We start from the raw sequence: 21,715 nt of genomic DNA on the forward strand, positions 1-21,715 counted from the left end.
CCCACCCCTTTCGTCATGTCAGTCCCCGATGCGCACGAACTGCGCCGCGCTGACGCGGTGGATGCTGGTGTTGCGGACCTCGAGCCGCACTGTTCCGGTCGCACCGGCCGCGTAGCGGAACGAACCCAGCGATCGCCACGCTGCCGCGCCCTGGGTCTGATCCACGATCACCTCGGAGCTGCCGTTCTGATGCTCGACGACGTAGGCGGCCGCGGTCGTGGTCGTGGGGTTCGTCGGGTACCAGACCGAGACGCGGTAGAGCCCCGCCTGCGGAAGGTCGACGTTCCACGTCACGGTGCTGCCCACGGAGTCGGAGTCGCTGTAGCGCGTGCGCGTGCCGTTCCAGCCGGAGAGTCCACTGGGATACCAGTTGCCCGATTCCAGGTAGCCCGGCCACGGCGACTGCGTGTGTGCGATCACGCCCTCGTCGGCGACGCGCACGAGCACTCCGCGTCGCAGAGTCTGGTCCAGGCGTGCCTCGAATCGGGTCGACGATCCCGGCGCGACGCCGGCCCCTGCCGTCACCGTCCAGGTGTGAGTCAGATCCGACCTCGGCGGCACCGTGATCGTCGCACTCTGCTGTCCGACGCTCCACCCGGTGAGGCCGTAGAGCGCGAGGGTGCCCTGCAGCGGGGTGACCCCGGTGTTGATGACGAGTGCCGTCAGCTTCGCGACCGCGCCGGGACCGCTGACGATCTCGACGTCCGAGGTGAGCGACACCAGGCGGCGACGGTCGATCACCTCGATCGCGGCGGGGCGCAGCGTCACGGGGTCCTCGCCCGTGACCGTCAGCTTCGCCTTCACCTCGACCTCGCCGAGCGCCGCTGCGGTCGCGATGACGGCCGCGGACTCGACCCGCGCGGAGCCCTGCGCGGGAACGGAGATCGCCGGGACGACACCGTCGAGGCTCCAGCCAGACGGCAGGGTCACAGCCACGGTGCCGGTGACGGGGTCGTCGGTCGCATTGCGCACTTCGATGATCAAGGGAACCCGGTCTCCGGCGGTTCCGGTCGCCTGCGCGATCACATCGCCCGCCAGCCCGGGGTTGGCCCCGCTGATCCGCGACGGCAGCTGGAGGGTGACCTCGGGCGTGGTCGTGCCCCCGGAGGTGATCGTGTACCGGAACGTCTTGGTGAGGTCGTCGACGGGGATCGTCCACTCGAACGGGTACGCCTTCTGCGGAGCCTGCTGCACCGCCTGCGCACCGATGCGGTACGACAGCGTGGCCTGCTGCTCGGTGTCGATCTGCACGTAGGCGTCGTACCCCTGCCCGTCGGGACGCACCAGAAGCATCCCGCGCGCGACCCCGTACTCGGTGGCGGGATCGGAGTCGAGCTCGTGGAAGCTGTCGCGCCCGTGATCGACGACGTCATCGAACGGCAGCCCCGGCCGCTGCACCGTGACGTTCCGCACCACCAGGGCCAGCAGTCCGCGTGCGGGCACCGTGACGGTGATGCGACCGTTCTGGGCCGCCGAGGTCGAGCGGGCGCCGTTCGCGGCGACCACCTCGACCGCGGTCGACGAGCTGCGGGGCAGGCCGGTGAGATCAGTGGAGAGGTCGACGACCACCTGCTGCGCGGTGCCCGCGGAGTTGGTGAGGCTCACGTACAGGGCACCGTTGCCGACGCCGCCGATCCAGTTGACCAGAGGGTTGTCGACCCCGATGAGCCCCTCGGGGAAGTACGGCCACACGCCGTCCTCGCCGAAGAACGTTCCCGGCGCATGACCGTAGGCGAAGAACTTGAAGTAGGCGAAGTCGGCCTCGAACACGTGCGGGAACTCGATCGCGCCGGCGCTGCGGTAGAAGCTCTCACTGATCAGGTAGTCCATCGCGAGTCCGAGCTGGGCCGGCGCGTGGTGGAAGTAGTAGCCCGTGATCCCCACCGGACCGCTCGTCGCGAAGTCGGGCTTCATGTGCGCGACCTGGAACTGCCGCCCGTAGTAGCCGGGATACGTGGTGAACCGTCCGATCACCATGTTGTGCGCGATGTCAGCGAGCAGCTCGTCTCCGGTGTGATGTGCCAGGCGCAGCAGAGCTCCGGCCCAGCACGGGTTGAACACGTAGCCGCCGCCCGGGTTGGTCAACGTGCTGACACCGAGCTTGAACGACGACAGCGCCTCGAACGTCAGGCCGGAGGGCGAGACGTACCAGGCCGGCACCGTCTCCGTCGGAACGTTCGTCGTCGGGTACGACGGGAGCGACGAACGCGACTCCCAGTCGTACTGCTGCTTGATGACGGCTCCGACCGGGACCGTGACGTTCGTGTCGGGAACCGGGCGCACCGCCGTCTGCGTGATGAACCGTTGCACCTCGCGATATGCCCCGTCGAGGAACTCGGTCTCGCCCGTCGCCTCGAACATCTCCAGAAGGTCGACCCAGTACTTCGAGAAGCTGTAGGCGAAGCCTCCCGGCGGTTGGCCGTTGCTGCGATACGGCGTGAGGATCTGCTCCTGCGCATACCTCCGGGCGATCAGCGTCGCCTCCGCCAGATAGGCGGGATCCCCCGTGACGCGGTAGGTCGCCAGCGCGTTCGAGAACGGCGCCCTACTCTGCCCGACCACGCCCGCCTTGGTCGCCTGCACCGCAAGCCGCTGGATGCCGGCGTTGCGGCCGTGCGTGAGCTGGTAGAGCGACGCGAGGTTCACGGCATCGGTGGGAATCTTCCCGATCCGGTACTGCGTCTTGTCGTTGTACACCGGGCTGCCGATCATCGGCGTGTGCCCGATGCCCTTGCGGGAGAGCTGGTACTCCACGAGCGGACGCGCACGACGGTCGTAGAGCGTGCTGTCGTCGGCCCCGGTCAGGTAGTGCGCGGCGAGCACGACTCCGCTGGCCGCCGTGCGGACCGCATCCTCGTTCTCGACGTCGACGAATCCCTTGGCGCGGTTCCACCAGCCCGAGTACGACGGCACGTAGTCGAGGGAATCGTCGCCGCTCGGCTCGACCGCGATCAGGGCGGTCATCGCGTGCACCGCGTCGGTCAGCGAACGGTCGTACACATTGCGCCGATACGCGGTGAGGCCGTACTCGTTCCGGCACAGTTGCGTGTACGTGCCGTACACGGTGTCGGCTCGAGCGGCGATGCCGAAGGCGAAGCCGCGCTGCTGTCCGACGGTCATGGCCGTGCGCAGCCCGGGCTGCGGCGAGTACATGGACGGCACGATGTCAAGGCTGTCGTTGCGCAGGCTCATGCCGTACGGCTGCCGATCCGACATGAGCTGCCGTTCGTGCACGAACTCGGCCACCTCCGACGGCAGGTACACACCCGAGGTGACGGCGACGTCGCCCACGGAATACTGCGTCAGCGCCATCGGGGCGAAGAGCTCCCACGCTCCCAGGGGCGCGGAACCGTCGAGCACCGAGAGAGCGTGCTGGTACGAACCGCACAGCACCTCGTCGAGGTCGTCGAGCGACTTCGTGTCCTGGCTCTGATAGCCGACGATGTAGTCCCCCGCAGTCTTGGCCGTCACCACATAGTGCGCTTCAGGATGGCTGCCCTCCAGACGCCACCGCACGACCAGGTCGACGTCGTCGGTGCTCGTGGTCAGCTCGATCGCCTGCGGCCCGAGCACCTGGAACGAGGTGAATCCGAGCCAGCTGGGCGTGAGCGGTCCGTACAGCTCCGGCGCGCTCCCCGACGGCAGCGTCCCCTCCAGCACCAGCCACTGCTCGTCGAACCGGTGGGCGGGATCGGTGATCGCCAGCCAGCCGCCGTTGCGCTTGACCTCGAGATCGCGCACGATGGTCGCCCCGCCGTCCCAGGTGGCCTGGAAGAACGTCATGCGGTGGTCGTCCCCGACCAATTGCGCGACCTGCGTGAACGCCAGGTTCGGTTTGTCCAGGCGGCGGAGGGCATCGGCGTAGACCCCGCCCGACGTCGTGAGTTCTGTCGCTGCGGCGGGGGCCGAGCCGTAGGGCGAGCCCAGCACCGGAGGAAGCACACCGGCGATCACGAGCATGCGCAGCACGGAGCGGCGGCTCCACAGCAGGGGATTGTCTTCGGCTCCGTTGCCAGCTATTGAATCCATGATGCACATACTGCAATTCATATGCGATCATGTCAATGGATCCGCCTCGCCGATCACGCGCGCTCCTCCCCCTGTCGGCGCCGGTAGCGTCATCGAGGCAGACCATCCGGAAAGGACGCCCGCGGTGACCCACAACCCTCCCGAGGAGATGACCGAGTACTCGCTGGGCGCCCTGCTCACACCGCTCGCATCGCCGGACGAGCCCGACGACTTCGACGACTTCTGGCAGGCGACGTTCCAGGAGTTCGGCGTCGGACCGGTGGCGTGGGAGGTCGCACTGGAGCACCCCGCGACCGCGACGCATGGTGTGACGGAGATCCGCTTCCGCTCCTCGGCCGGGGAAGACGCCACCGCCTTCGTGATGCTGCCGCACGCCACCACCGACGTCCACAGCAGCCTCGTCGTCGGACATGGATACGGCGGTCGGACCGGACCGGACATCGAACGGGTGCCCGCCGGCACCGCGGCGATCTTCCCCGTCGCCCCCGGGACGCACGTCGGCACCGCCAGCCGCTTCCCCGCCTCGCCCGACGAACACGTGCTGGCCGGAATCGCACACCGCGACACGTACTCGCATCGGTTCAGCGCAGCCGACATCTGGCGGGCAGCGACGGTCCTCCTCGAGATGGCGCCGTCGGCGGCGACAGCTCTCGACTTCAGCGGCGGCAGCTTCGGCGGCGGCATCGGAGCCCTGGCGCTCCCCTGGGATACCCGGTTCCGCCGTGCAGCTCTCGACGTGCCGAGCTTCGGGAACCACGATGTGCGCCTCTCGCGGCACTGCACCGGGAGCGGAGAGGCCGTTCGCCAGCACCTCCGTCATCACCCGGAGGTGCGGCCGGTGCTCGACTACTTCGATGCGGCGACCGCCGCACGGCGCCTGCGCATACCCGTGCACGTCAGCGCGGCGGTGCTCGACCCCGCAGTGGACCCGCGCGGGCAGTTCGCGGTCTATCACGCGCTGTCGGGCCCGAAGAGGCTCGGGGTGCGCGCAGGCGGTCACCTCGACGGACCGGTCGGCGTCCTGTCCGACCGACTCGCCCTGCAGGACGGCATGGATTTCCTCGCGCTTCCCGACGAGCGCATCGCGTGAGTATGTCATCTCCTCGCCGACGCGGCATCTCTCAGAGAACACATAGCATTCTCCATAGAAATCGCATAGGAGATTCCGCAGAATAGGGACATGACCAGCGACCTGCCCGAACTGCGCCGCCCCGACGGCTCCCCCCTGCGCATCCTCGCCGTCGACGACGAGCAGATGCTCACCGATCTCCTCGCCATGGCCCTGCGCATGGAGGGTTGGGAGGTGCGCACGGCCTCGTCCGGGATGGAAGCCCTCCAGGTGGCGCGCGAGTTCGAGCCCGACGCACTGGTGCTCGACATCATGATGCCCGATCTCGACGGGATGTCCGTGCTCAAGCGGCTCCGCGAGTCCGGCAACCTCGTCCCGGTGCTCTTCCTCACCGCGAAGGACGCCGTGGGCGATCGCGTCGCCGGGCTCACCGCGGGCGGCGACGACTACGTCACGAAGCCGTTCAGCCTGGAAGAGGTGATCGCCCGTCTGCGCGCGATCATCCGGCGCACCGGTCACGCCACGGCCGACGACGGGCAGTCGATCCTGCGCGTCGCCGACCTCACCCTGAACGAGGACAGCCACGAGGTCGTGCGCGACGGCACCGAGATCGAGCTCACCGCGACCGAGTTCGAGTTGCTGCGTTATCTGATGCGGAACGAACGCCGTGTGCTCTCGAAGGCGCAGATCCTCGACCGGGTGTGGAGCTACGACTTCGGCGGCAAGTCGTCGGTCGTCGAGCTGTACATCTCCTACCTGCGCAAGAAGATCGATGCCGGACGCACCCCCTTGCTGCATACCGTCCGGGGCGTCGGCTACATGATCAAGGCTCCGCAGTGAGTTCTGCGACGGTGATGAGGCGGCCGATGAGCCTGCAGACACGGCTGATGACCGCCGTGATCGGGTTCGTCTCGCTGATCCTCATCATCGTCGCCGTCATCACCAGCGCGACGCTGGGCAGCACGTTGGAGCGGCAGCTCGACGAGAAGGTCGAGAGCTATGCCGCGGGCATCACGAAGCAGCTCGTCCAACAGGTCCCGGCTGAACGAGCCACGGTCGACAACATCCTCAAGGGCGGCAACCCGCAGATTCCCGGCCTGCTGTTCGCCGTCGCGAGTCCTGTCACCGGGGCAACCGGAATCGCCTTCGACAACTCGAACGGCGACCTCGGCGGAACATCCCAGGCTCTCACAGCGGATCAGCTGCACGAACTCATCAGCGCTCTGGGCAGCGGCACGCCGGCGACCGTCTCGCTCGCGGGGCTCGGTTCCTACCGGGTCGTCGCAAACCCTGCGAGCACGGGCGTCGTGGTTGTCACCGGACTCCCCCGTGACGAGATCCAGAACCAGCTCACGCAACTGCTCACCGTCATCGCCCTCGCGACCATCGGCGGGCTCATCCTGCTGGCGCTGACCACTGCGATCACGATCAGAGTGAGTCTGCGACCGCTGCGTGCTGTCGCGATGACCGCGACCAGGGTCGCCAACCAGCAGCTCGATCGCGGCGAGGTAACGATCACCGAGCGCGTGCCGGCGTCCGAGGCGGATCCGCGCACCGAGACCGGGATCGTCGGCGCCTCCCTGAACAAGCTGCTCGATCATGTGAACACCTCGCTCGCCTCCCGCCAGAAGAACGAGGAGCGGATGCGGCGCTTCGTCGCCGACGCCAGCCACGAGCTGCGCACCCCGCTCGCCTCCATCCGTGGATACTCGGAGTTGTCGCTGCGCGCGCTGCGCCAGTCGAACGCGCAGGCGGAGCGTCCCGAGGTCATCGAGGGCACGACGTCGTCGTTGGAGCGCATCCAGGCCCAGTCGCTGCGGATGACCCGCCTCGTCGAGGACCTGCTGCTGCTGGCCCGACTCGACGAAGGCCAGGAACTCGTCTACGGCACGGTCGACCTGACCCAGCTGGCCCTCGAAGGCCTCTCGGACGCACGCCCGACCGCGGCCGACCACCACTGGAACATCGACGTGCCCGACGAACCCGTCACGATCGTGGGAGATGCCGGACGCATGCATCAGGTCGTCGCGAACCTGCTCGCGAACGCCCGCACCCACACGCCAGCCGGCACGACCGTGACACTGAGCGTCGCGCAGGAGGGTGAGGATGCCGTGCTGCGCGTGCACGACGACGGTCCGGGCATCGATCCCGCCATCCGTGACGAGCTGTTCGCCCGTTTCGCCCGTGGAGACAGCTCGCGGGCCCGGCAGACCGGCGGCACGGGCCTCGGACTCGCGATCGCGAAGGCCATCGTCGAAGGGCACCATGGCTTCATCACCGTCACCAGCGAACCCGGTGACACGACTTTCACCGTCCGCATCCCGCGTAACCCGGCGGCAGCCGACGACGACACCGCCGAGGCCTGACCCGACGGGTCGGTCGACTCAGTATCCGGCGAACGCGTCGGTGGTGAGGCTGCGGGCCTTCTGCAGGGCAGGGGCGAGGTCGGCGATGAGCCGCGGCGGGCCCGAGATGAACGCATGACGCATGGCCAGGTCGGCGACGGCGCGCTCCAGGGTCTCCGCATCCAGACGTGCGCCTCGCGCCCAGGACCAGTGCGCGGGTAGGTCGCCAGGCTCGTCACGTGTGAACACCACGGTGGGCACCCCCGTCGCGGCGAGCTCATCGCGGAAGGCGAGTTCGGAGGCGTCGGACGCGACGTACACGAGCACCACATCGCGGCGCTGACCGGTCGCCTGCAACTGCCGCAGCTGCGAGACGAACGGTGTCACCCCGATGCCGGCCGCGACCATGAGCACCGGCTGGTCTCCGCGAGGAAGGATGAAATCCCCCCAGGTGCCGGTCACCGCGAAGGTCGCCCCCGGCTCTGCGGCGGCGAGAGCGCGCTTGTAGCTCGACGGATGCTTCTGGTCGCCGTTCTTGTACGCGATGCGCAACGTCGGAAGATCGGCCGGTGCCGACACGATGCTGAACTCCCGCCGGGTTCCGCGGGCGTCGGGGCGATGATGCGGAACGTCGAGCTCGAGGTACTGCCCCGGAAGGAAGCGCACGCGCCCCTTGGCACGGAACGTCAGCTCCTGCGCGGTCGGGGTGACGAACTCACGCCGCTCGAGCACGAGCCGCACAGAACCGCGCAGGGCGAACGCGAACGCCACCAGGTTGCCGATCAGCAGCGCACGCTCCTGACCGAGGGTGAACAGCCCGGCCACCGAGATCGGCCACCCCGCGAGCAGACCCACCACGACGGCCACGACGAGCTGTTGCCGACGGCGCGGCGGGAGGGTCAGCGGCTCCGAGAGCATGAACGCCCCGAGGAACAGGAAAGGCGACTGCAGCACCGCGAACTGCAGTGCGGCCACGATGTCGAACGTGATGTCGAACTCTGTGGCCTGCACCATCTGACGCACGACCGACGTGGCGACGGCGACGAGCAGGAACACGAGCACGATCCGGATCTTCTCGGTGCGCCACAGCACGGCGAGGCCCAGCACCGCCACGGGGATCGTGAGCACCGGCGTGCCGACCCACCACGACGACGAGGTCCCCAGCCACTCGAACGCTCCGAAAGCGCCGAGGATCGAGACCACGGCCGCCCCGAACGCGGCGGGGTTGAAGATGTGCCGCCCACGCCATGCGATCAGATACTTCGAGACGCTCGCGACGGCACCGGCGAGGGCGAGGCCGAGGAGCGCGCCAGGCTCGATGCCCGGCCGGAGGACGAACAGGAGGATGAGTGCGGTCACCAGTGACGATTCGACGCGCCAGGGCAGCCGGAGGATGCGCTGCGCCACCGCGTCGACGGCGGAGATGACGACCGCGAGCACGAGGAACGAGGCCACGAGCTCGAGCGGGGTCGGCGAGACGATCACGCCGAAGAGCGACAGGACGAAGGCGATGACCGCGAGAGCGACGAGCGCGAACAGCACGAGGCGGTACATCGACAACGATCCCAGCACCGCGAGGACCCGCTGTCGTGCGGCGGCGAATGAGGTGATCACGTCTCCACTCTTCCCTAATTCCGACCTGAGGGGTGCGACGGCCCCGCGGTGACGAACAGTTCGGCCGGGCATCCGGGTGAGCGCTGCACGCGCCCGTCGGTGCTCATGCGCACCCACTCGACGTTCCACATCGCTGCGAGCTCGACACCGCCGTCGAAGAAGAGAGCCGTCGCCACGGCGTCGGCCGTCATCGTCTCCGGCGCCCATGCCCAGGTCGCGGCCCACGTGCGCACGGGCATCCCGGTGCGGGCATCCAGCACATGATGCAGCCCGCTCCCCCACGCCCTCCGGTTGATCGCCGAGGCGCACAGCGCCTGGTCGTGCACATCGACGACCCCGATCGCCTTCGTCGGATCGTACGGGTGCTCGAGGCCGATGCGCACACCGGAGCCGCGGACCCGGATGTCACCACCGGCGTCGACCACGAGGTCTCCGGGCACCGCGGCCAACGCCGCCGCCACGAGGTCCACGAGACGCCCTTTGCCGAGCGCGCCGACATCGATCAGGGCAGGCGCCGAGGCCGTGACATCGGTATCCGTCCAGGACACATCCTGTTCCCAGGCCCCCGGTGCGCGCACGGGATCGCCCGGCACGAGGGAGTAGTCGGCGTCGTACCCGAGCGCGGCGAGGCTGTCCGCGACGAGCGGGTTGACGGCGCCTCCGGTCGCGGCGGAGAGCCCACGGTACGCGTCGAGCATCGGCCGGGCATCGGCGGAGGCGAAGCCGCCCCCCTCACGTCCGAGGCGCACGACCTCCGAATCTGCACGGAATCGGGACCACTCGCGGTCGAAGCGGTCGATCTCCGCTGTCACCGCGGCGCGTGCCGACTCCGGCAGGGGTTCCGTCGTCTCGATCTCCCACTGCGTCCCGATGGCCTCGAAACGCCAACTGGCCATGGTGGATCAGGCGCCTAGGCGGCGGCCTGCTCCTTGATCGCCTCGACGGCCTTGTTGAACCCACCGCTGGTGAGCGACGAGCCGGCGACGCGGCTGACGTTCAGGTCGTCGAGAGCCTTGCCGTCGACCTGCTCGGCGATCCCGTCGATGAACTGCCCCTGGTACTGCTTGCTCTCTGGGGCCTGCGGGTCGCCGGTCACCTCGACATCGGTCACGACGCCGTCGGCGAGGGTCAGGGTGACGGAGATCTGCTCCACCGTCTCGGGCGTCTGGTACGACCCCTCGGCGGTGTAGGTGCCGTCGGCGTAGGTTCCCGTGGAGTCGCCACCGGAGGACGAGGAGGAACCGGCGTCCGGGGTGCTGCTGTTGTCGGCGGGCGCCTCGGCGTCGGCGTTTCCGGAGCATCCGGCGAGGACGAAGAGTCCCGCGATCCCGAGGAGTGCGGTTCCCTTGCGGACAGAGGTCGGTACGGTCGTGCGGATCATGGTGGTCCTCCCGGCTCGGTGTCGGCCGACGCGCTCGTCGGCCATTCGACCGTAAGCACCCCGGCTATGCGCGGGCTGTGCCGTGACGATGCGTTACGCGTCGCCGCCGAACATGCTCGTCACCGAGCCGTCTTCGAACACCTCGTGGATCGCGCGCGCCAGCAGCGGGGCGATCGGGAGGATGGTCAGCTTGTCCCAGCGACGCGACTCGGTGAGCGGGATCGTGTCGGTGATGACGACCTCGTCGATGGACGAGTCCTGCAGCCGATCGGACGCCGGGTCACTGAAGATCGCGTGCGTCGCTGCGACGATGACGCGGTGGGCGCCGTTCGCCTTGAGCGCCTGGGCGGCCTTGACGATCGTGCCACCGGTGTCGATCATGTCGTCGACGAGGAGACAGGTGCGGCCGTCGACGGCACCGACGATCTCGTGCACGGAGACCTGGTTCGCGACCTTCGGGTCGCGCCGCTTGTGGATGATCGCCAGCGGTGCACCGAGGCTGTCCGACCAGGTGTCGGCGACGCGCACGCGGCCCATGTCGGGCGAGACGACGGTGAGGATCTCACGGTCTTCGGGCGACAGCGTGCGCTCGAAGTAGTCCAGGAGCACGGGCTTGGCGAACAGGTGGTCGACGGGACCGTCGAAGAAGCCCTGGATCTGCGCGGCGTGCAGATCGACGCTCATGACCCGGTCGGCGCCCGCGGTCTTCAGCAGGTCGGCGACGAGACGGGCGCTGATCGGCTCACGACCGCGGCCCTTCTTGTCTTGACGCGAATACGGATAGTACGGCGCGACGACGGTGATGCGCTTGGCCGACGCGCGCTTGGCGGCGTCGATCATGATGAGCGTCTCCATGAGCCACTCGTTGACCGGCTCGCCGAAGGTCTGGATCAGGAAGAGATCCACACCGCGGATCGACACCTCGAAGCGGGCGTAGATCTCGCCCGAGGCGAACGTCCGGTGCTCGACCGGTGCGATCTCGGTGCCGAGGGCCTCGGCGACCGCTGCGGTGAGTTCGGGATGCGAACGTCCACCGGCGACGACGAGCCGCTTCTTGGTCTTCGCGATGATCCCGGGGGCCACGCCGTTGTCGCGATCCAGATCGACCGTCTTCTTCTTGCGCGCCATGTCCGCCTATTCCGCCGAATTCTCGCGGGACGCAGCATCCGCCGCGCCCGTCCCTGCTCTGTTCTTCTCGACCCAGCCCTCGATGTTGCGCTGGGGGGCGACGCTCATGGCCAGCGCGCCGGCGGGGACGTCCTTGCGGACGACGGCGCCTGCACCGGTCTTCGCACCGGCTCCCAGCCTAACGGGCGCGACGAGCACCGTGTGCGACCCGGTGTGCACCTCGTCACCGATCTCGGTGCGGTGCTTGTTGACGTCGTCGTAGTTCGCCGTGATGGTGCTCGCGCCCAGGTTCACCCCGCGGCCGATCGTCGCATCGCCCACGTAGGAGAGGTGCGGAACCTTGCTGCCCTCGCCGATCTCGGCGTTCTTGGTCTCGACGTAGGCGCCGATCTTGCCCCGGACTCCGAGGATCGTGCCGGGGCGGAGGAACGAGAACGGGCCGACCGTCGCCTCGGCACCGATCACGGCCAGCGTGGCATCGGTGCGGCGGACGATCGCGTCCTCCCCGACCTCGCAGTCCACGAGTGTCGTGTCCGGACCGATGACGGCACCGGAGGCGATCACCGTGGCGCGGAGGATCTGCGTGTTCGGGAGGATCGTGACGTCGGGTGCGAGCTTCGCGTCGTCGTCGATCCAGGTGGTGGCGGGGTCGATCACGGTCACGCCCTCGAGCTGCCAGCGACGCACGATCCGCTGGTTGAGCAGGCGCCCGACCAGAGCGAGCTGCGCGCGGTCGTTGACTCCATAGGTGACCGTGACATCGGACACCACCGATGCCGCGACACGGTCGCCGTCGCGACGGAGCAATCCCGGCACATCGGTCAGATACATCTCACGCTGGGCATTGTCGAGACTCAGCTGGGGCAGGTACGCCCGCAGCGTCGCGGCGCGGAACACGTACATCCCGGCATTGATCTCGCGGACGGCGGCCTCTTCCTCGTTCGCATCCTTCTGCTCCACGATGCGGTCGACCCCACCGTCGGCATCGCGCACGACGCGTCCGTAGCCGGTCGGATCGTCGACCAGTGCGGTCATCAGCGTGGCCGGCGCGCCCGAGGCGCGGTGCTCTGCGAGGAAGGCGGAGAGGGTGTCGGCATCGGCGAGTGGACAGTCGCCGGAGAGCACGAGCACGTCGCCGTCGAAGTCGGCGGGGAGGGCATCGACGGCCACCTGCACCGCACGACCGGTTCCGGGGATGTCGTCCTGGTCGACGAAGACCGCATCGGGGTAATCGACCGCGAGCGCCGCGACCACCTGGTCGCGCTCGTGACGGACGACGACCTCGACGTGCGCGGCCTGCAGCCGCCCCGCGGTGGTGAGCACGTGCCCCACCAGTGGACGTCCGCTGATCGGATGCAGCACCTTCGGCAGGCGCGACTTCATGCGAGTGCCCTGGCCTGCGGCGAGGACGATGATGGCGAGATTGTTCCCAGTCATGCTCCGCCGCCAGGACTCGAACCTAGACCTCACAGCTCCAAAGGCTGTCGTGCTGCCATTACACCACGGCGGACCGCGCCGCCCACGAGGGCGCCGCGGCATCAAGTCTGCCATGCCCCGGCCCCGGTTCCGCTGACACCCCGTGCGTCATCCACCCGAAACACCGCTCTGGGATGCTGGCGTCATGAGCATCGTGATCGAACGGGTGGAGACCGCAGACCCCGCCCTCGCCGAGTTCCTGATCGCCCATCATGCGGAGTTGGAGCACACGGCTCCACCGGAGAGCCGTCATGCCCTGGTGTTCGAGCGTCTGCTCGCCCCGGGAGTGCGGCTGTTCGCCGGGCACCTCGACGGCCGCCCCGTCGCCACCGGCGCCCTGGCGACGGTGGCGGAAGGGCACGAGGAGATCAAGTCGATGCGCACCGACCCCGCGCTGCGCGGGCGCGGTCTCGGACGCACCATGCTCGCCTTCCTGCTGGAGGATGCCGAGGCGCGCGGCATCAGCCGTGTCTCGCTCGAGACCGGGAGCGCCGAGTTCTTCGCCCCGGCGCGCGCCCTCTACTCCGCCGCCGGCTTCCACGAATGCGGCCCGTTCGGCGGTTATGTCCTCGACCCGCACAGCACCTTCATGACGATCGACCTGCCGGCGGCGTCCTGATCCCCGAGCCGCACACGCGATAATGGGCGGATGAGCGAGGTGGATGAGGTCGACCGGATCGTCGGCGCGTGGAACACCCAGCGCCCCGACCTCGACTTCTCCCCGCTCGAGGTGCTGTCGCGGATGGACCGGCTGTCGCGCCACCTCGACCGTGCCCGACGCGACGTGTTCCGCCGCAGCGACCTGGAGCACTGGGAATGGGATGTGCTCTCGGCGTTGCGCCGAGCAGGGGCGCCGTTCCAGCTCTCCCCCAAGCAGTTGCTGCAGCAGACTCTGGTCTCGAGCGGCACGATGACCAACCGGATCGACCGTCTTGTCGGCCGCCGCTTCGTGCGCCGCGAGGCCGACCCCGGCGACGGGCGCAGCGTGCTGGTGACGCTCACCGACGATGGGCGCATCCGCGTGGATGCCGCCATCACTCGTCTCGTCGATGTGGAGGCCGACCTGCTGCGGGCCCTCTCGCGCTCGGATCGGGATCGCCTCGCGGGGCTGCTGCGCAAGCTGAGCCTGAGCTTCGACTCGTGACCGGCCGCATCTGATGGGCATGCCCTCCCCCCTCCCCGTGCGTGACGGCGTGGGAGCCACACGATTGCACGTGCCCCTCTCCGGCTCGTGGCCCACCGTCGCCGCCTACATGGTCGAGCGCTTCTTCCACCTCGACCCCGAGCGTCTTCTCCAGCGGTTCGACCGCGGCGAGATCGTGCGGGCCGACGGCTCCCCCGTCCCGCGCGACGCCCCGCTCGGCAGCGTCGAATTCGTCTGGTACTACCGCGAACCCGCCGTCGAGACGCGGATCCCCTTCGAGATCGAGGTCCTGCACCAGGACGAGCATCTCGTGGTCGTCGACAAGCCGCATTTCCTGCCCACGACTCCCGGCGGCAAGTTCCTGCAGAACTCGGCGCTGGTGCGCCTGCGCAACCTCCTCGACAATCCCGACCTGGCGCCGATCCACCGCCTGGATCGCGCGACCGCCGGCCTGCTGATGTTCTCGACACGACCGGCGACCCGCGGCGCCTACCAGCTGATGTTCGAGAAGCGGCAGGTGCAGAAGGTGTACGAGGCGGTGTCGGAGCTCCCCGATCACGGCGAGCTCCCCTCGTTCCCGCTCGTCTACCGCAACCACATCGAGAAGCCCCGCGCCCAGGTGCGTGTGCAGGTCGACGATGCCAGGGAGCCGAACGCCGAGACGCTGATCGCGCTGATCGGCAGCGACGATCGCGTGGTGCATACGCTGCTCCGCCCGCACAGCGGCAAGATGCACCAGCTGCGCGTGCACCTGGCCGCCCTCGGCATCGGCATCCTGAACGACCGGTTCTACCCGGAGCTGCTCGACGACCTGCCCGACGACTTCGACCGCCCGCTGCAGCTGCTCGCTCGTGAACTGCGCTTCATCGATCCGCTGAGCGGGACGGAGCGGGTGTTCACCACTCGTCGCACCCTGCAGGAGGCGCCTGCCGACGAGAACCCGGTCGAGAGCCCCGTCAGCGGCGCATGACCTTGCGGGCCAGGCGGGTTCCGAGCGTCTGCGCCACGTGCACGAAGACGACGATGAGCAGCACGGCCGCCCACATCACCACGGGCTCGAACTGACGACGTCCGTAGGTCAGTGCGAAGTTTCCGAGACCGCCTGCACCGATGTAACCCGCCATCGCGGTCATGTCGATGAGGGCGACGATGACGAACGTGTACCCGAGGATGAGCGGCCCCAGGGCCTCCGGGATCACGACCGTGAAGAGCGTCCGCCAGGGGCCGGCCCCCATGGCGCGTGCGGCTTCGATCACTCCGGGTGAGACCCCGACGAGATGCTGTTCGACGATGCGGCCGATCGCGAACATCGAGGCCACGACGAGCGCCACGATCGCGGCGTTCGTGCCGATGCCGCTGCCCACGATGAAACGCGAGAACGGGATCAGCACCGTGATGAGGATCACGAACGGGATGGGGCGGAAGAAGTTGATGAAGAGGTTCAGGACTGCGGAGACCGCCCGATTCTGCAGCATCCCTCCCGGCCTGGTGAGGTACAGACCGACGCCGATCAGACCGCCCAGCAGGCCGCCCAGCACCAGCGTGAGAGAGACCATGTAGAGAGTCTCGACAGCAGCCGTCCAGAACTCGGGCCCCAGCTCGATGAGACGATCCATCAGCGCACCTCCTCGCTGTCGATGTCGGACACGTCGACATGTGGGGCGATGCTCGCGAGCGTCTGCTCGATGACACCGTCCTCACCGCGGATCGCGAGAGTGAGGTGTCCGAAGGCACGCCCGCGGATGTCGTTGATGCCCCCGAACACGAGCTCGAATTCCAGTCCCGCGTCGGCGAGCTGGAGAAAGACCTGCGCCTGGGACGGACCGCCGTCACGGAACGAGAACGTCACGAGGCGTCCATCGTGACGTTCACGGAGCACCGCCCGTTCAGACGGAGAGGGCACCCCCTTCACGACCGTGCCGACGAACCGCTGCGAAGCGGCGTGCTGTGGGTTGGAGAAGACCTCGAACACGTCGCCGTGCTCGATGACGCGACCGCGGTCCATGACGGCGACCTTCGTCGCAATCGTCTGGATGACATCCATCTCATGCGTGATCACGACGATCGTCACGCCCTGTTCCTCGTTCACCTTCTTGAGCAGTGCCAGCACCTCGTGCGTGGTCTCCGGGTCGAGCGCGCTGGTCGCCTCGTCTGCGAGGAGGATGGCCGGCCTCGTGGCGAGGGCTCTGGCGATGCCCACACGCTGCTTCTGACCGCCGGAGAGCTGCTCGGGGTATGAGCGCGCCTTGTCGCTCAACCCCACGAAGCTGAGCAGCTCGGTGACACGCGCCTCGATGTCGGGCTTCGACCACCCGGCCAGCTTGAGGGGATACGCGACGTTCGCCCGCACGCTCTTCGACGAGAAGAGGTTGAACTGCTGGAAGATCATTCCGATTCCACTGCGCACCCGGCGCAGCTCGCGCTCCGCGAGAGCCGTGATCTCCACGCCATCGACAGTGATCCGCCCCTCGGAGGCAGGCTCCAGAGCATTGATGAGACGCACGAGCGTCGACTTGCCTGCGCCGGAGTATCCGATGATGCCGTAGACATCTCCCTGATCGATCTGCAACGTGACGCCGTCGACCGCCGTGATCTGCTCGTCAGCCCCAGCCGGGGACGGGTATCTCTTCGATACGTTCTCGAGGGACACGATGGGCATGGAGTGCTCCGGTCTTGAAGGGGAAAGGAAGGGCGTGGTCGACCTGCAGACGACGAATCGGGCGACGCTCGCGCGTCGCCCGATTCTCTCAGGTCGACCTGATCAGCTGTTCGCCGCGACGTCCTTCTGAACGTCCTTGAGCAGCGAGGCCAGCTCGTCGGCCGGTGTCTGCAACGTGACGCCGGTGCCGCCCGACGACTTCGCCAGGCCCTCCTGCACGTTCTTGTCGGTCTGGAAGATCTCGACCAGCTTGAGGTAGGTCTCGTTGTCGACGTCTTCGGCGCGCGACGCGAAGATGTTCACGTACTGGAGCGCACTCGGGTCCTCGGGGTCGTCGGTGAAGAGCGCGTCGTCGAACGAGAGCCCCGCGTCCTCCACGAAGTCGTTGTTGATGACGGCTGCTGCGACATCGGGCAGGGCTTCAGGGGTGAGGGCCGCTTCCAGCGCTGTGACCTTGACCTTGGACGTGCTCTCATCGACGTCAGCGAGATCCGAGAAGGCGGTGCCGCCGTCCTTCAGATCGACGAGTCCGGCGGCCTGCAGCACCAGCAGCGCCCTGGCCTGGTTCGAAGCATCATCGGGTACAGCGACGGTCTCGCCTTCCGGGATGTCCTTCACGGAATCGTACTTCGTCGAATAGAGACCCAGCGGGTAGATCTGCGTCGATCCGATCGCCGCGAGATCATCGCCCGATGCCTCGTTGTACTGAGCCAGATACACGATGTGCTGGAACTGGTTGAGGTCCACCTCGCCCTCGCTCAACGCAGGGTTCGGAAGCTCGTACGAACCGAAATCGACGAGCTCGACCGTGATGCCTTCCGCCGCAGCCGCATCCACGAACGCGGGCCACTGCGGATCGCTCTCGCCGACGACGCCGATCTTGACGACCTCGTTCTCGGACGATCCCTCACTGCCGGATCCGGCATCGGACGACCCCGTGGCGCACCCGGTGAGTGCGACGAAGAGCGGGACCGCGGCGAGCGCGGCCAGGATGGAAGTGGTACGGCGTGACATGTGAAGGAGTTCCTCTCTTGGGGGACTCGAATACGTTAGGCAGGCCGCGCGACGCACGCGGAATCGAGTGTCACACGGCGTCACAGCGACAGGTCGACCGTCTTCACCCGACTCGGATCGACCGCGCACGCCTGTGCCCTGGCCGTGCGTCATCGAACGACACAGTCGGCGACGGCGAGAAACAGTCGGCGACAGCAGGACACAGTCGGCGACAGCAATCGCACCGTGTGTTCTGCTCGACGCACTCGAAAGAGTGTCGGTGCCGTCCGGCACCGATCCAACGACCGGAGACGTCATGAAAACACGAAAGAAAGTCGCACTCGCCACGGCCACCGCGGTACTTCTGTCCTTCTCGCTGCCCGCCGCCGCTCACGCGGCGACAGAGGAGCATCTGTACGCGAACTCGACAGTCGTCGTCACGGATGTGAGGACCGGAGCGATCGTGTATCAGCAGTCGGAGCAGATCCCTGTGGATACGAACAGCACGTCGGCCACGATCGAGGCGCGGATCCCTTCGACCGAATCATCAGCTGCTCCAACTGAGCCGGGCATCATCGCCCCGCGGTCCTCCGTCGGCGGGAATCACGACAACGGTTCGGTCAAGTCGTCGATCACGATCCAGTACACCTTGAAGGGCGATCAGATTCGGACAGAGAAGGTCACGGGCAGCTGGACGCCCGACCCGGGGTTCGGACTCAAAGAGCGGAAGGTGGAGATCTACAGCGGCGGTGGAGTGCCGTCGATCATCAAGAAGGCGCCGACGGCGAACAGCTACAGCTACAACACCGGATGGGGCTTCCAGATCAAGCCACCGCAGAACTCTCTCACCTCCCCACGGGTGCTGGCCGAGGTGAAGTACCAGCTCTCGGGGACGGGCAGTGCGTGGCTGAAGCTGACGCACTGGGTCGACCTGTCCGGTATCTGATCCCGTGGTGAGGAGGGTCCGAGCAGTATTCGCACACTCGGACCCTTCTCTCACCTCACACGCGGAAGCGTGCGGCACACAGCGTCACAGCTGGTGCGAAGAGCGCGGTGCGCGCAACGCCAGCTTTCCCACGTAATGGCTTCGCAGCGCGTGGTGCGCCTGGGCGACCTCGGCCGCGTCGAACACCTGCGCCACGTGCGGGGCTATGAGACTGGACTCGATGACCTCGTTCAGACGCTGCAGCGCCGCTCGGCTGCGGTCGCCGTCGTAGAACGACACACGCTCGACGACCTCGGCCGACGGTGGCGGATTCACACCGTGCGCCCACGCGATGCGCCCCGACGGTGCCACCCCGCGCAGCGCATCCTCGGCCGCCCGACCTCCGGCGGTGACGAGTGCGCCGTCGAGGCCCTCCGGAGCGAAGCTCTCGATGGCCGCCATCACGTCGTCCCGCCTCCCGTCGACGACGACATCGGCGCCGAGGCCCCCGGCCAGCGACACGCCGTCCTGTCCTGAGGCGACCGCGAACACCCGGAGTCCACGGTGTTTGGCGAGCTGCACCGCGAGGTGACCGATCCCTCCGCTCGCGCCGAAGATCATCACGGCGTCTCCGGGGCGCGCATCGATCGTGTCGAGTCCGCTCGTGGCCGTCAGTGCGTCCCAGGCGAGCACTCCGGCCTGCTCGTCGGTCAGCCGCGCGGGCACCGGGGCGACATGCTCCTGGTCGACCACCGCATACTCGGCGTAGAACCCGCCTCGCGGGACGGGGGTCGACGCGGCGTACACCCGATCCCCCGGGGCGAAGCGCGTCACGTCGGCGCCGACCGCCTCGACCGTTCCCGCCCCTTCCCACCCGAGGATGTAGGGGAAGGTCGACGGCACGCCGAAAGCTCCCTCGTAGTGGCCTTCGCGCTCCTCCCGATCCCATGACCCGATGCCGGCGACATCGATGCGGATGAGTACATCACCTTCGCCGACCGCGGGGATCGGAACCGACTGTTCACGCAGCTCCCCCTCGTCGCCGAATCGATCGAGAATGATGGCTCTCATCATGGTGGGCATCGGTCTCCTCGTTCTCAGGCGGATCGTTCTGGCGGGTGCGCGCCGTCGTCTCGATGCGCTCCGACGGCGGTGTCGTCCGCTCGGGTGTTCAGTCGTACTCCTCGATCCCCTGCAGGCGCACCTGCTCGAGGTCGAGTCGGGCGGAGATGCGGCGCACGACGATGTCGTCGACCGTGCCGGCGCCACGCAGCCCGAGGAGGACCTCACGCTTGCGGTCGATCAGGGCGAGCTTGAGTCGCGTGTGCTCCTCATGCCGGATCAGCGGCGAGCGCTGCGCGAGGTCGACATCGGTCGAGGTCGCGATCATCTGCAGCACCGTGCCGTCGGTGCCCTCCCCCTCCGTCGCCTGCGAGGTTCCGCCTCCCGTGGTGGGGTCGTCTCCGATGTCGGCGGTTCCGGCACCGAGGGGGTCGGGCTCGCCGAGCATCTCGTCGAGAGCATCGGCTTCCGCGTCGACGAGGGCCTGCTCGCGGGCCAACGACCGGGCGTTCGCGAACTCGAGCATCTGATAGCCCTCCGACCGCACGCGATCGAGGACTTCCTGACCCACGCCGTGCTCAGCCGCGAGGTCGTCGAGAGCGGCGAGCGCCGCCCCGGAGATCGCCCGCTCGGCGAGTTCGTATTCCTCGTCCTCGACGTGGTCGACGGGGAACCGCGCCCACCGCACGATCGCGGGCAGGAGCGGCCCCTGCACGAGCAGACTCAGCAGGATGACGCCGGCGGTCACGAACACGATCTCATCGCGTCCGTTGATGGCCCCACCCTCTGTGATGCTCGTGGGGACAGACAGCGCGATCGCGAGCGAGACGGCGCCGCGCATACCGGCGACGGTGGAGACGACTCTGGCCCGTGCCCTGGCGCCGCGTGCGGGTCTCGGCCCGGCCTGACGCTGGAACAGCACGTTCACCAGCTGGAACAGGTAGCGCACGGCCAGCAGCGTCGCCCAGACGGCGAGCGTGATGAGCACCAGGCGACCGATCGCCGCCGCGGAGATCTCATGCACGACGTACTGCACCTCGAGCCCGATCAGGACGAACAGGGCGCCGTTGAGCAGGAAGACGCCGAACGGCCACGCCGCGTCGGCCTGCCGCCGGGAAGAGGCCGTCGTGACCCTCGGCGACACGTAGGCGACGATGAGACCCGCGACCACGACCGCCAGCACACCGGAGGCGTGCACCATCTCGGCGACGAGGAACGCCGTGAAGGGAATCAGGAGCAGAGCGACGTTGATCACGATCGTCGACGACGTGCGCCGCAGCAGCAGGTACCCGAGAGCCGCGACGATGACACCGGCCGCGATGCCGCCGACATAGGAGACCAGCACGTCGAGCGTGACCGACAGCGGGGTGATCTGGCCGCCGAGCGCCAGCGACACCGCGATCGCGTAAAGCACCAGCGCCGTGCCGTCGTTGGTCAGGCTCTCGGCCTTGAGCTTCATGAACATGCGGCGCGGCAGCAGACGCCCGAGGGCGGCGACGGCCGTGGCATCCGGCGGCGCGACCGCGGCACCCAGGATGAGGGCGATCTCCCACGGCATCCCGAACAGCACTCCGATACCGGCGACCGCGAACGCCGAGGCGACGACCAGCACTGTGCTCATCGGCAGGATGTAGCGGAAGTCACGGCGGATCGACCGCAGAGACGTGGTGAGGCTCTCCCAGAAGAGCATCACCGGCAGGAACAGCAGCAGCACCGTTTCGGGAGGCAGCTGCACTTCGCGCAGCGGAGGCACGAACCCCAGCAGCAGTCCGAAGATGACGAGGACGAGGGGCAGCGCGAGACGCACGCGCGGGGCGATCAGGGTTCCGACGAGAATCGTGAGTCCGAGCAGGACAGTTACTTCGAGGCCTTCCATCCCTACCTCCCAAC

At 68.0% G+C, this 21,715-nt stretch carries 18 protein-coding genes and 1 tRNA gene; 7 read left to right on the top strand and 12 right to left on the bottom strand.

Annotation, left to right across the window (positions count from 1 at the left end; all coding sequences use genetic code 11):
- Positions 1–18 precede the first annotated feature (18 nt).
- The gene (locus L687_RS26205) at positions 19–4,029 is read right to left on the bottom strand and encodes a golvesin C-terminal-like domain-containing protein (RefSeq protein ID WP_152525859.1); all 4,011 of its coding nucleotides are present in this window, start codon (positions 4,027–4,029) and stop codon (positions 19–21) included.
- Positions 4,030–4,153: 124 nt separating this feature from the next.
- On the opposite strand from L687_RS26205, the gene L687_RS26210 reads away from it, so the two are divergent.
- The 3 genes from L687_RS26210 (at position 4,154) to L687_RS26220 (ending at position 7,464) form a co-directional block, all read left to right on the top strand.
- Positions 4,154–5,119, top strand: coding sequence for an acetylxylan esterase (locus tag L687_RS26210; protein WP_021198766.1), 966 nt, complete (start codon positions 4,154–4,156; stop codon positions 5,117–5,119).
- A gap of 90 nt (positions 5,120–5,209) precedes the next feature.
- Positions 5,210–5,938 carry a response regulator transcription factor gene (locus L687_RS26215; protein WP_017828429.1) on the top strand — a complete coding sequence of 243 codons (729 nt, stop codon included), beginning with the start codon at positions 5,210–5,212 and terminating at the stop codon, positions 5,936–5,938.
- Between the two features lie 26 nt (positions 5,939–5,964).
- On the top strand, positions 5,965–7,464 hold the full coding sequence (locus L687_RS26220) for a sensor histidine kinase (RefSeq protein WP_021198767.1): 1,500 nt from the start codon (positions 5,965–5,967) through the stop codon (positions 7,462–7,464).
- 18 nt (positions 7,465–7,482) lie between these two features.
- Here L687_RS26220 and L687_RS26225 read toward each other — a convergent pair whose 3' ends face one another.
- The 6 genes from L687_RS26225 to L687_RS26250 form a co-directional block, all read right to left on the bottom strand.
- On the bottom strand, positions 7,483–9,057 hold the full coding sequence (locus L687_RS26225) for an FAD-dependent oxidoreductase (RefSeq protein WP_021198768.1): 1,575 nt from the start codon (positions 9,055–9,057) through the stop codon (positions 7,483–7,485).
- Between the two features lie 14 nt (positions 9,058–9,071).
- On the bottom strand, positions 9,072–9,953 hold the full coding sequence (locus tag L687_RS26230) for an FAD:protein FMN transferase (protein ID WP_021198769.1): 882 nt from the start codon (positions 9,951–9,953) through the stop codon (positions 9,072–9,074).
- 14 nt (positions 9,954–9,967) lie between these two features.
- Entirely contained in the window at positions 9,968–10,438 is a 471-nt protein-coding gene (locus L687_RS26235) for an FMN-binding protein (protein ID WP_021198770.1), read from the bottom strand.
- A gap of 93 nt (positions 10,439–10,531) precedes the next feature.
- Positions 10,532–11,566 (bottom strand): ribose-phosphate diphosphokinase, encoded by a 1,035-nt coding sequence (locus tag L687_RS26240; RefSeq protein ID WP_021198771.1) that lies wholly within the window; start codon positions 11,564–11,566, stop codon positions 10,532–10,534.
- Positions 11,567–11,572: 6 nt separating this feature from the next.
- Positions 11,573–13,003 carry a bifunctional UDP-N-acetylglucosamine diphosphorylase/glucosamine-1-phosphate N-acetyltransferase GlmU gene (gene glmU / locus L687_RS26245; RefSeq protein WP_021198772.1) on the bottom strand — a complete coding sequence of 477 codons (1,431 nt, stop codon included), beginning with the start codon at positions 13,001–13,003 and terminating at the stop codon, positions 11,573–11,575.
- A gap of 1 nt (position 13,004) precedes the next feature.
- Positions 13,005–13,076, bottom strand: a tRNA-Gln gene (locus L687_RS26250).
- Positions 13,077–13,187: 111 nt separating this feature from the next.
- Here L687_RS26250 and L687_RS26255 point away from each other — a divergent pair.
- Genes L687_RS26255 through L687_RS26265 form a run of 3 tightly spaced genes read left to right on the top strand, consistent with a single transcriptional unit; the run spans position 13,188 to position 15,156 of the window.
- On the top strand, positions 13,188–13,661 hold the full coding sequence (locus L687_RS26255; protein WP_021198773.1) for a GNAT family N-acetyltransferase: 474 nt from the start codon (positions 13,188–13,190) through the stop codon (positions 13,659–13,661).
- 30 nt (positions 13,662–13,691) lie between these two features.
- Positions 13,692–14,186 (top strand): MarR family winged helix-turn-helix transcriptional regulator, encoded by a 495-nt coding sequence (locus L687_RS26260; RefSeq protein ID WP_021198774.1) that lies wholly within the window; start codon positions 13,692–13,694, stop codon positions 14,184–14,186.
- A gap of 19 nt (positions 14,187–14,205) precedes the next feature.
- The gene (locus L687_RS26265; protein ID WP_197020511.1) at positions 14,206–15,156 is read left to right on the top strand and encodes a pseudouridine synthase; all 951 of its coding nucleotides are present in this window, start codon (positions 14,206–14,208) and stop codon (positions 15,154–15,156) included.
- Here L687_RS26265 and L687_RS26270 read toward each other — a convergent pair.
- From L687_RS26270 to L687_RS26280, 3 genes are all read right to left on the bottom strand, one after another.
- Positions 15,143–15,802, bottom strand: a complete 660-nt coding sequence (locus L687_RS26270) for a methionine ABC transporter permease (protein WP_021198776.1) — start codon at positions 15,800–15,802, stop codon at positions 15,143–15,145. The genes L687_RS26265 and L687_RS26270 overlap by 14 nt on opposite strands.
- Complete coding sequence (locus tag L687_RS26275; RefSeq protein WP_021198777.1) at positions 15,802–16,845, bottom strand: methionine ABC transporter ATP-binding protein; 1,044 nt, start codon at positions 16,843–16,845, stop codon at positions 15,802–15,804. The genes L687_RS26270 and L687_RS26275 overlap by 1 nt, the downstream gene beginning before the upstream one ends.
- Positions 16,846–16,947: 102 nt before the next feature.
- Positions 16,948–17,859, bottom strand: a complete 912-nt coding sequence (locus tag L687_RS26280) for a MetQ/NlpA family ABC transporter substrate-binding protein (RefSeq protein ID WP_021198778.1) — start codon at positions 17,857–17,859, stop codon at positions 16,948–16,950.
- 295 nt (positions 17,860–18,154) lie between these two features.
- Between L687_RS26280 and L687_RS41785 the strand changes: the two genes are divergently transcribed.
- Complete coding sequence (locus L687_RS41785; RefSeq protein ID WP_136025231.1) at positions 18,155–18,784, top strand: hypothetical protein; 630 nt, start codon at positions 18,155–18,157, stop codon at positions 18,782–18,784.
- Between the two features lie 84 nt (positions 18,785–18,868).
- On the opposite strand, the gene L687_RS26290 is transcribed toward L687_RS41785, so the two are convergent.
- Positions 18,869–19,846 (bottom strand): NADP-dependent oxidoreductase, encoded by a 978-nt coding sequence (locus L687_RS26290; protein WP_021198780.1) that lies wholly within the window; start codon positions 19,844–19,846, stop codon positions 18,869–18,871.
- 88 nt (positions 19,847–19,934) lie between these two features.
- Positions 19,935–21,701: a Na+/H+ antiporter gene (locus L687_RS26295; protein ID WP_021198781.1), complete on the bottom strand. Its 1,767-nt coding sequence runs from the start codon at positions 21,699–21,701 to the stop codon at positions 19,935–19,937.
- Positions 21,702–21,715 lie beyond the last annotated feature (14 nt).

The sequence above is a fragment of the Microbacterium maritypicum MF109 genome, from assembly GCF_000455825.1.
Classification (GTDB): Bacteria; Actinomycetota; Actinomycetes; order Actinomycetales; family Microbacteriaceae; genus Microbacterium; species Microbacterium maritypicum_A.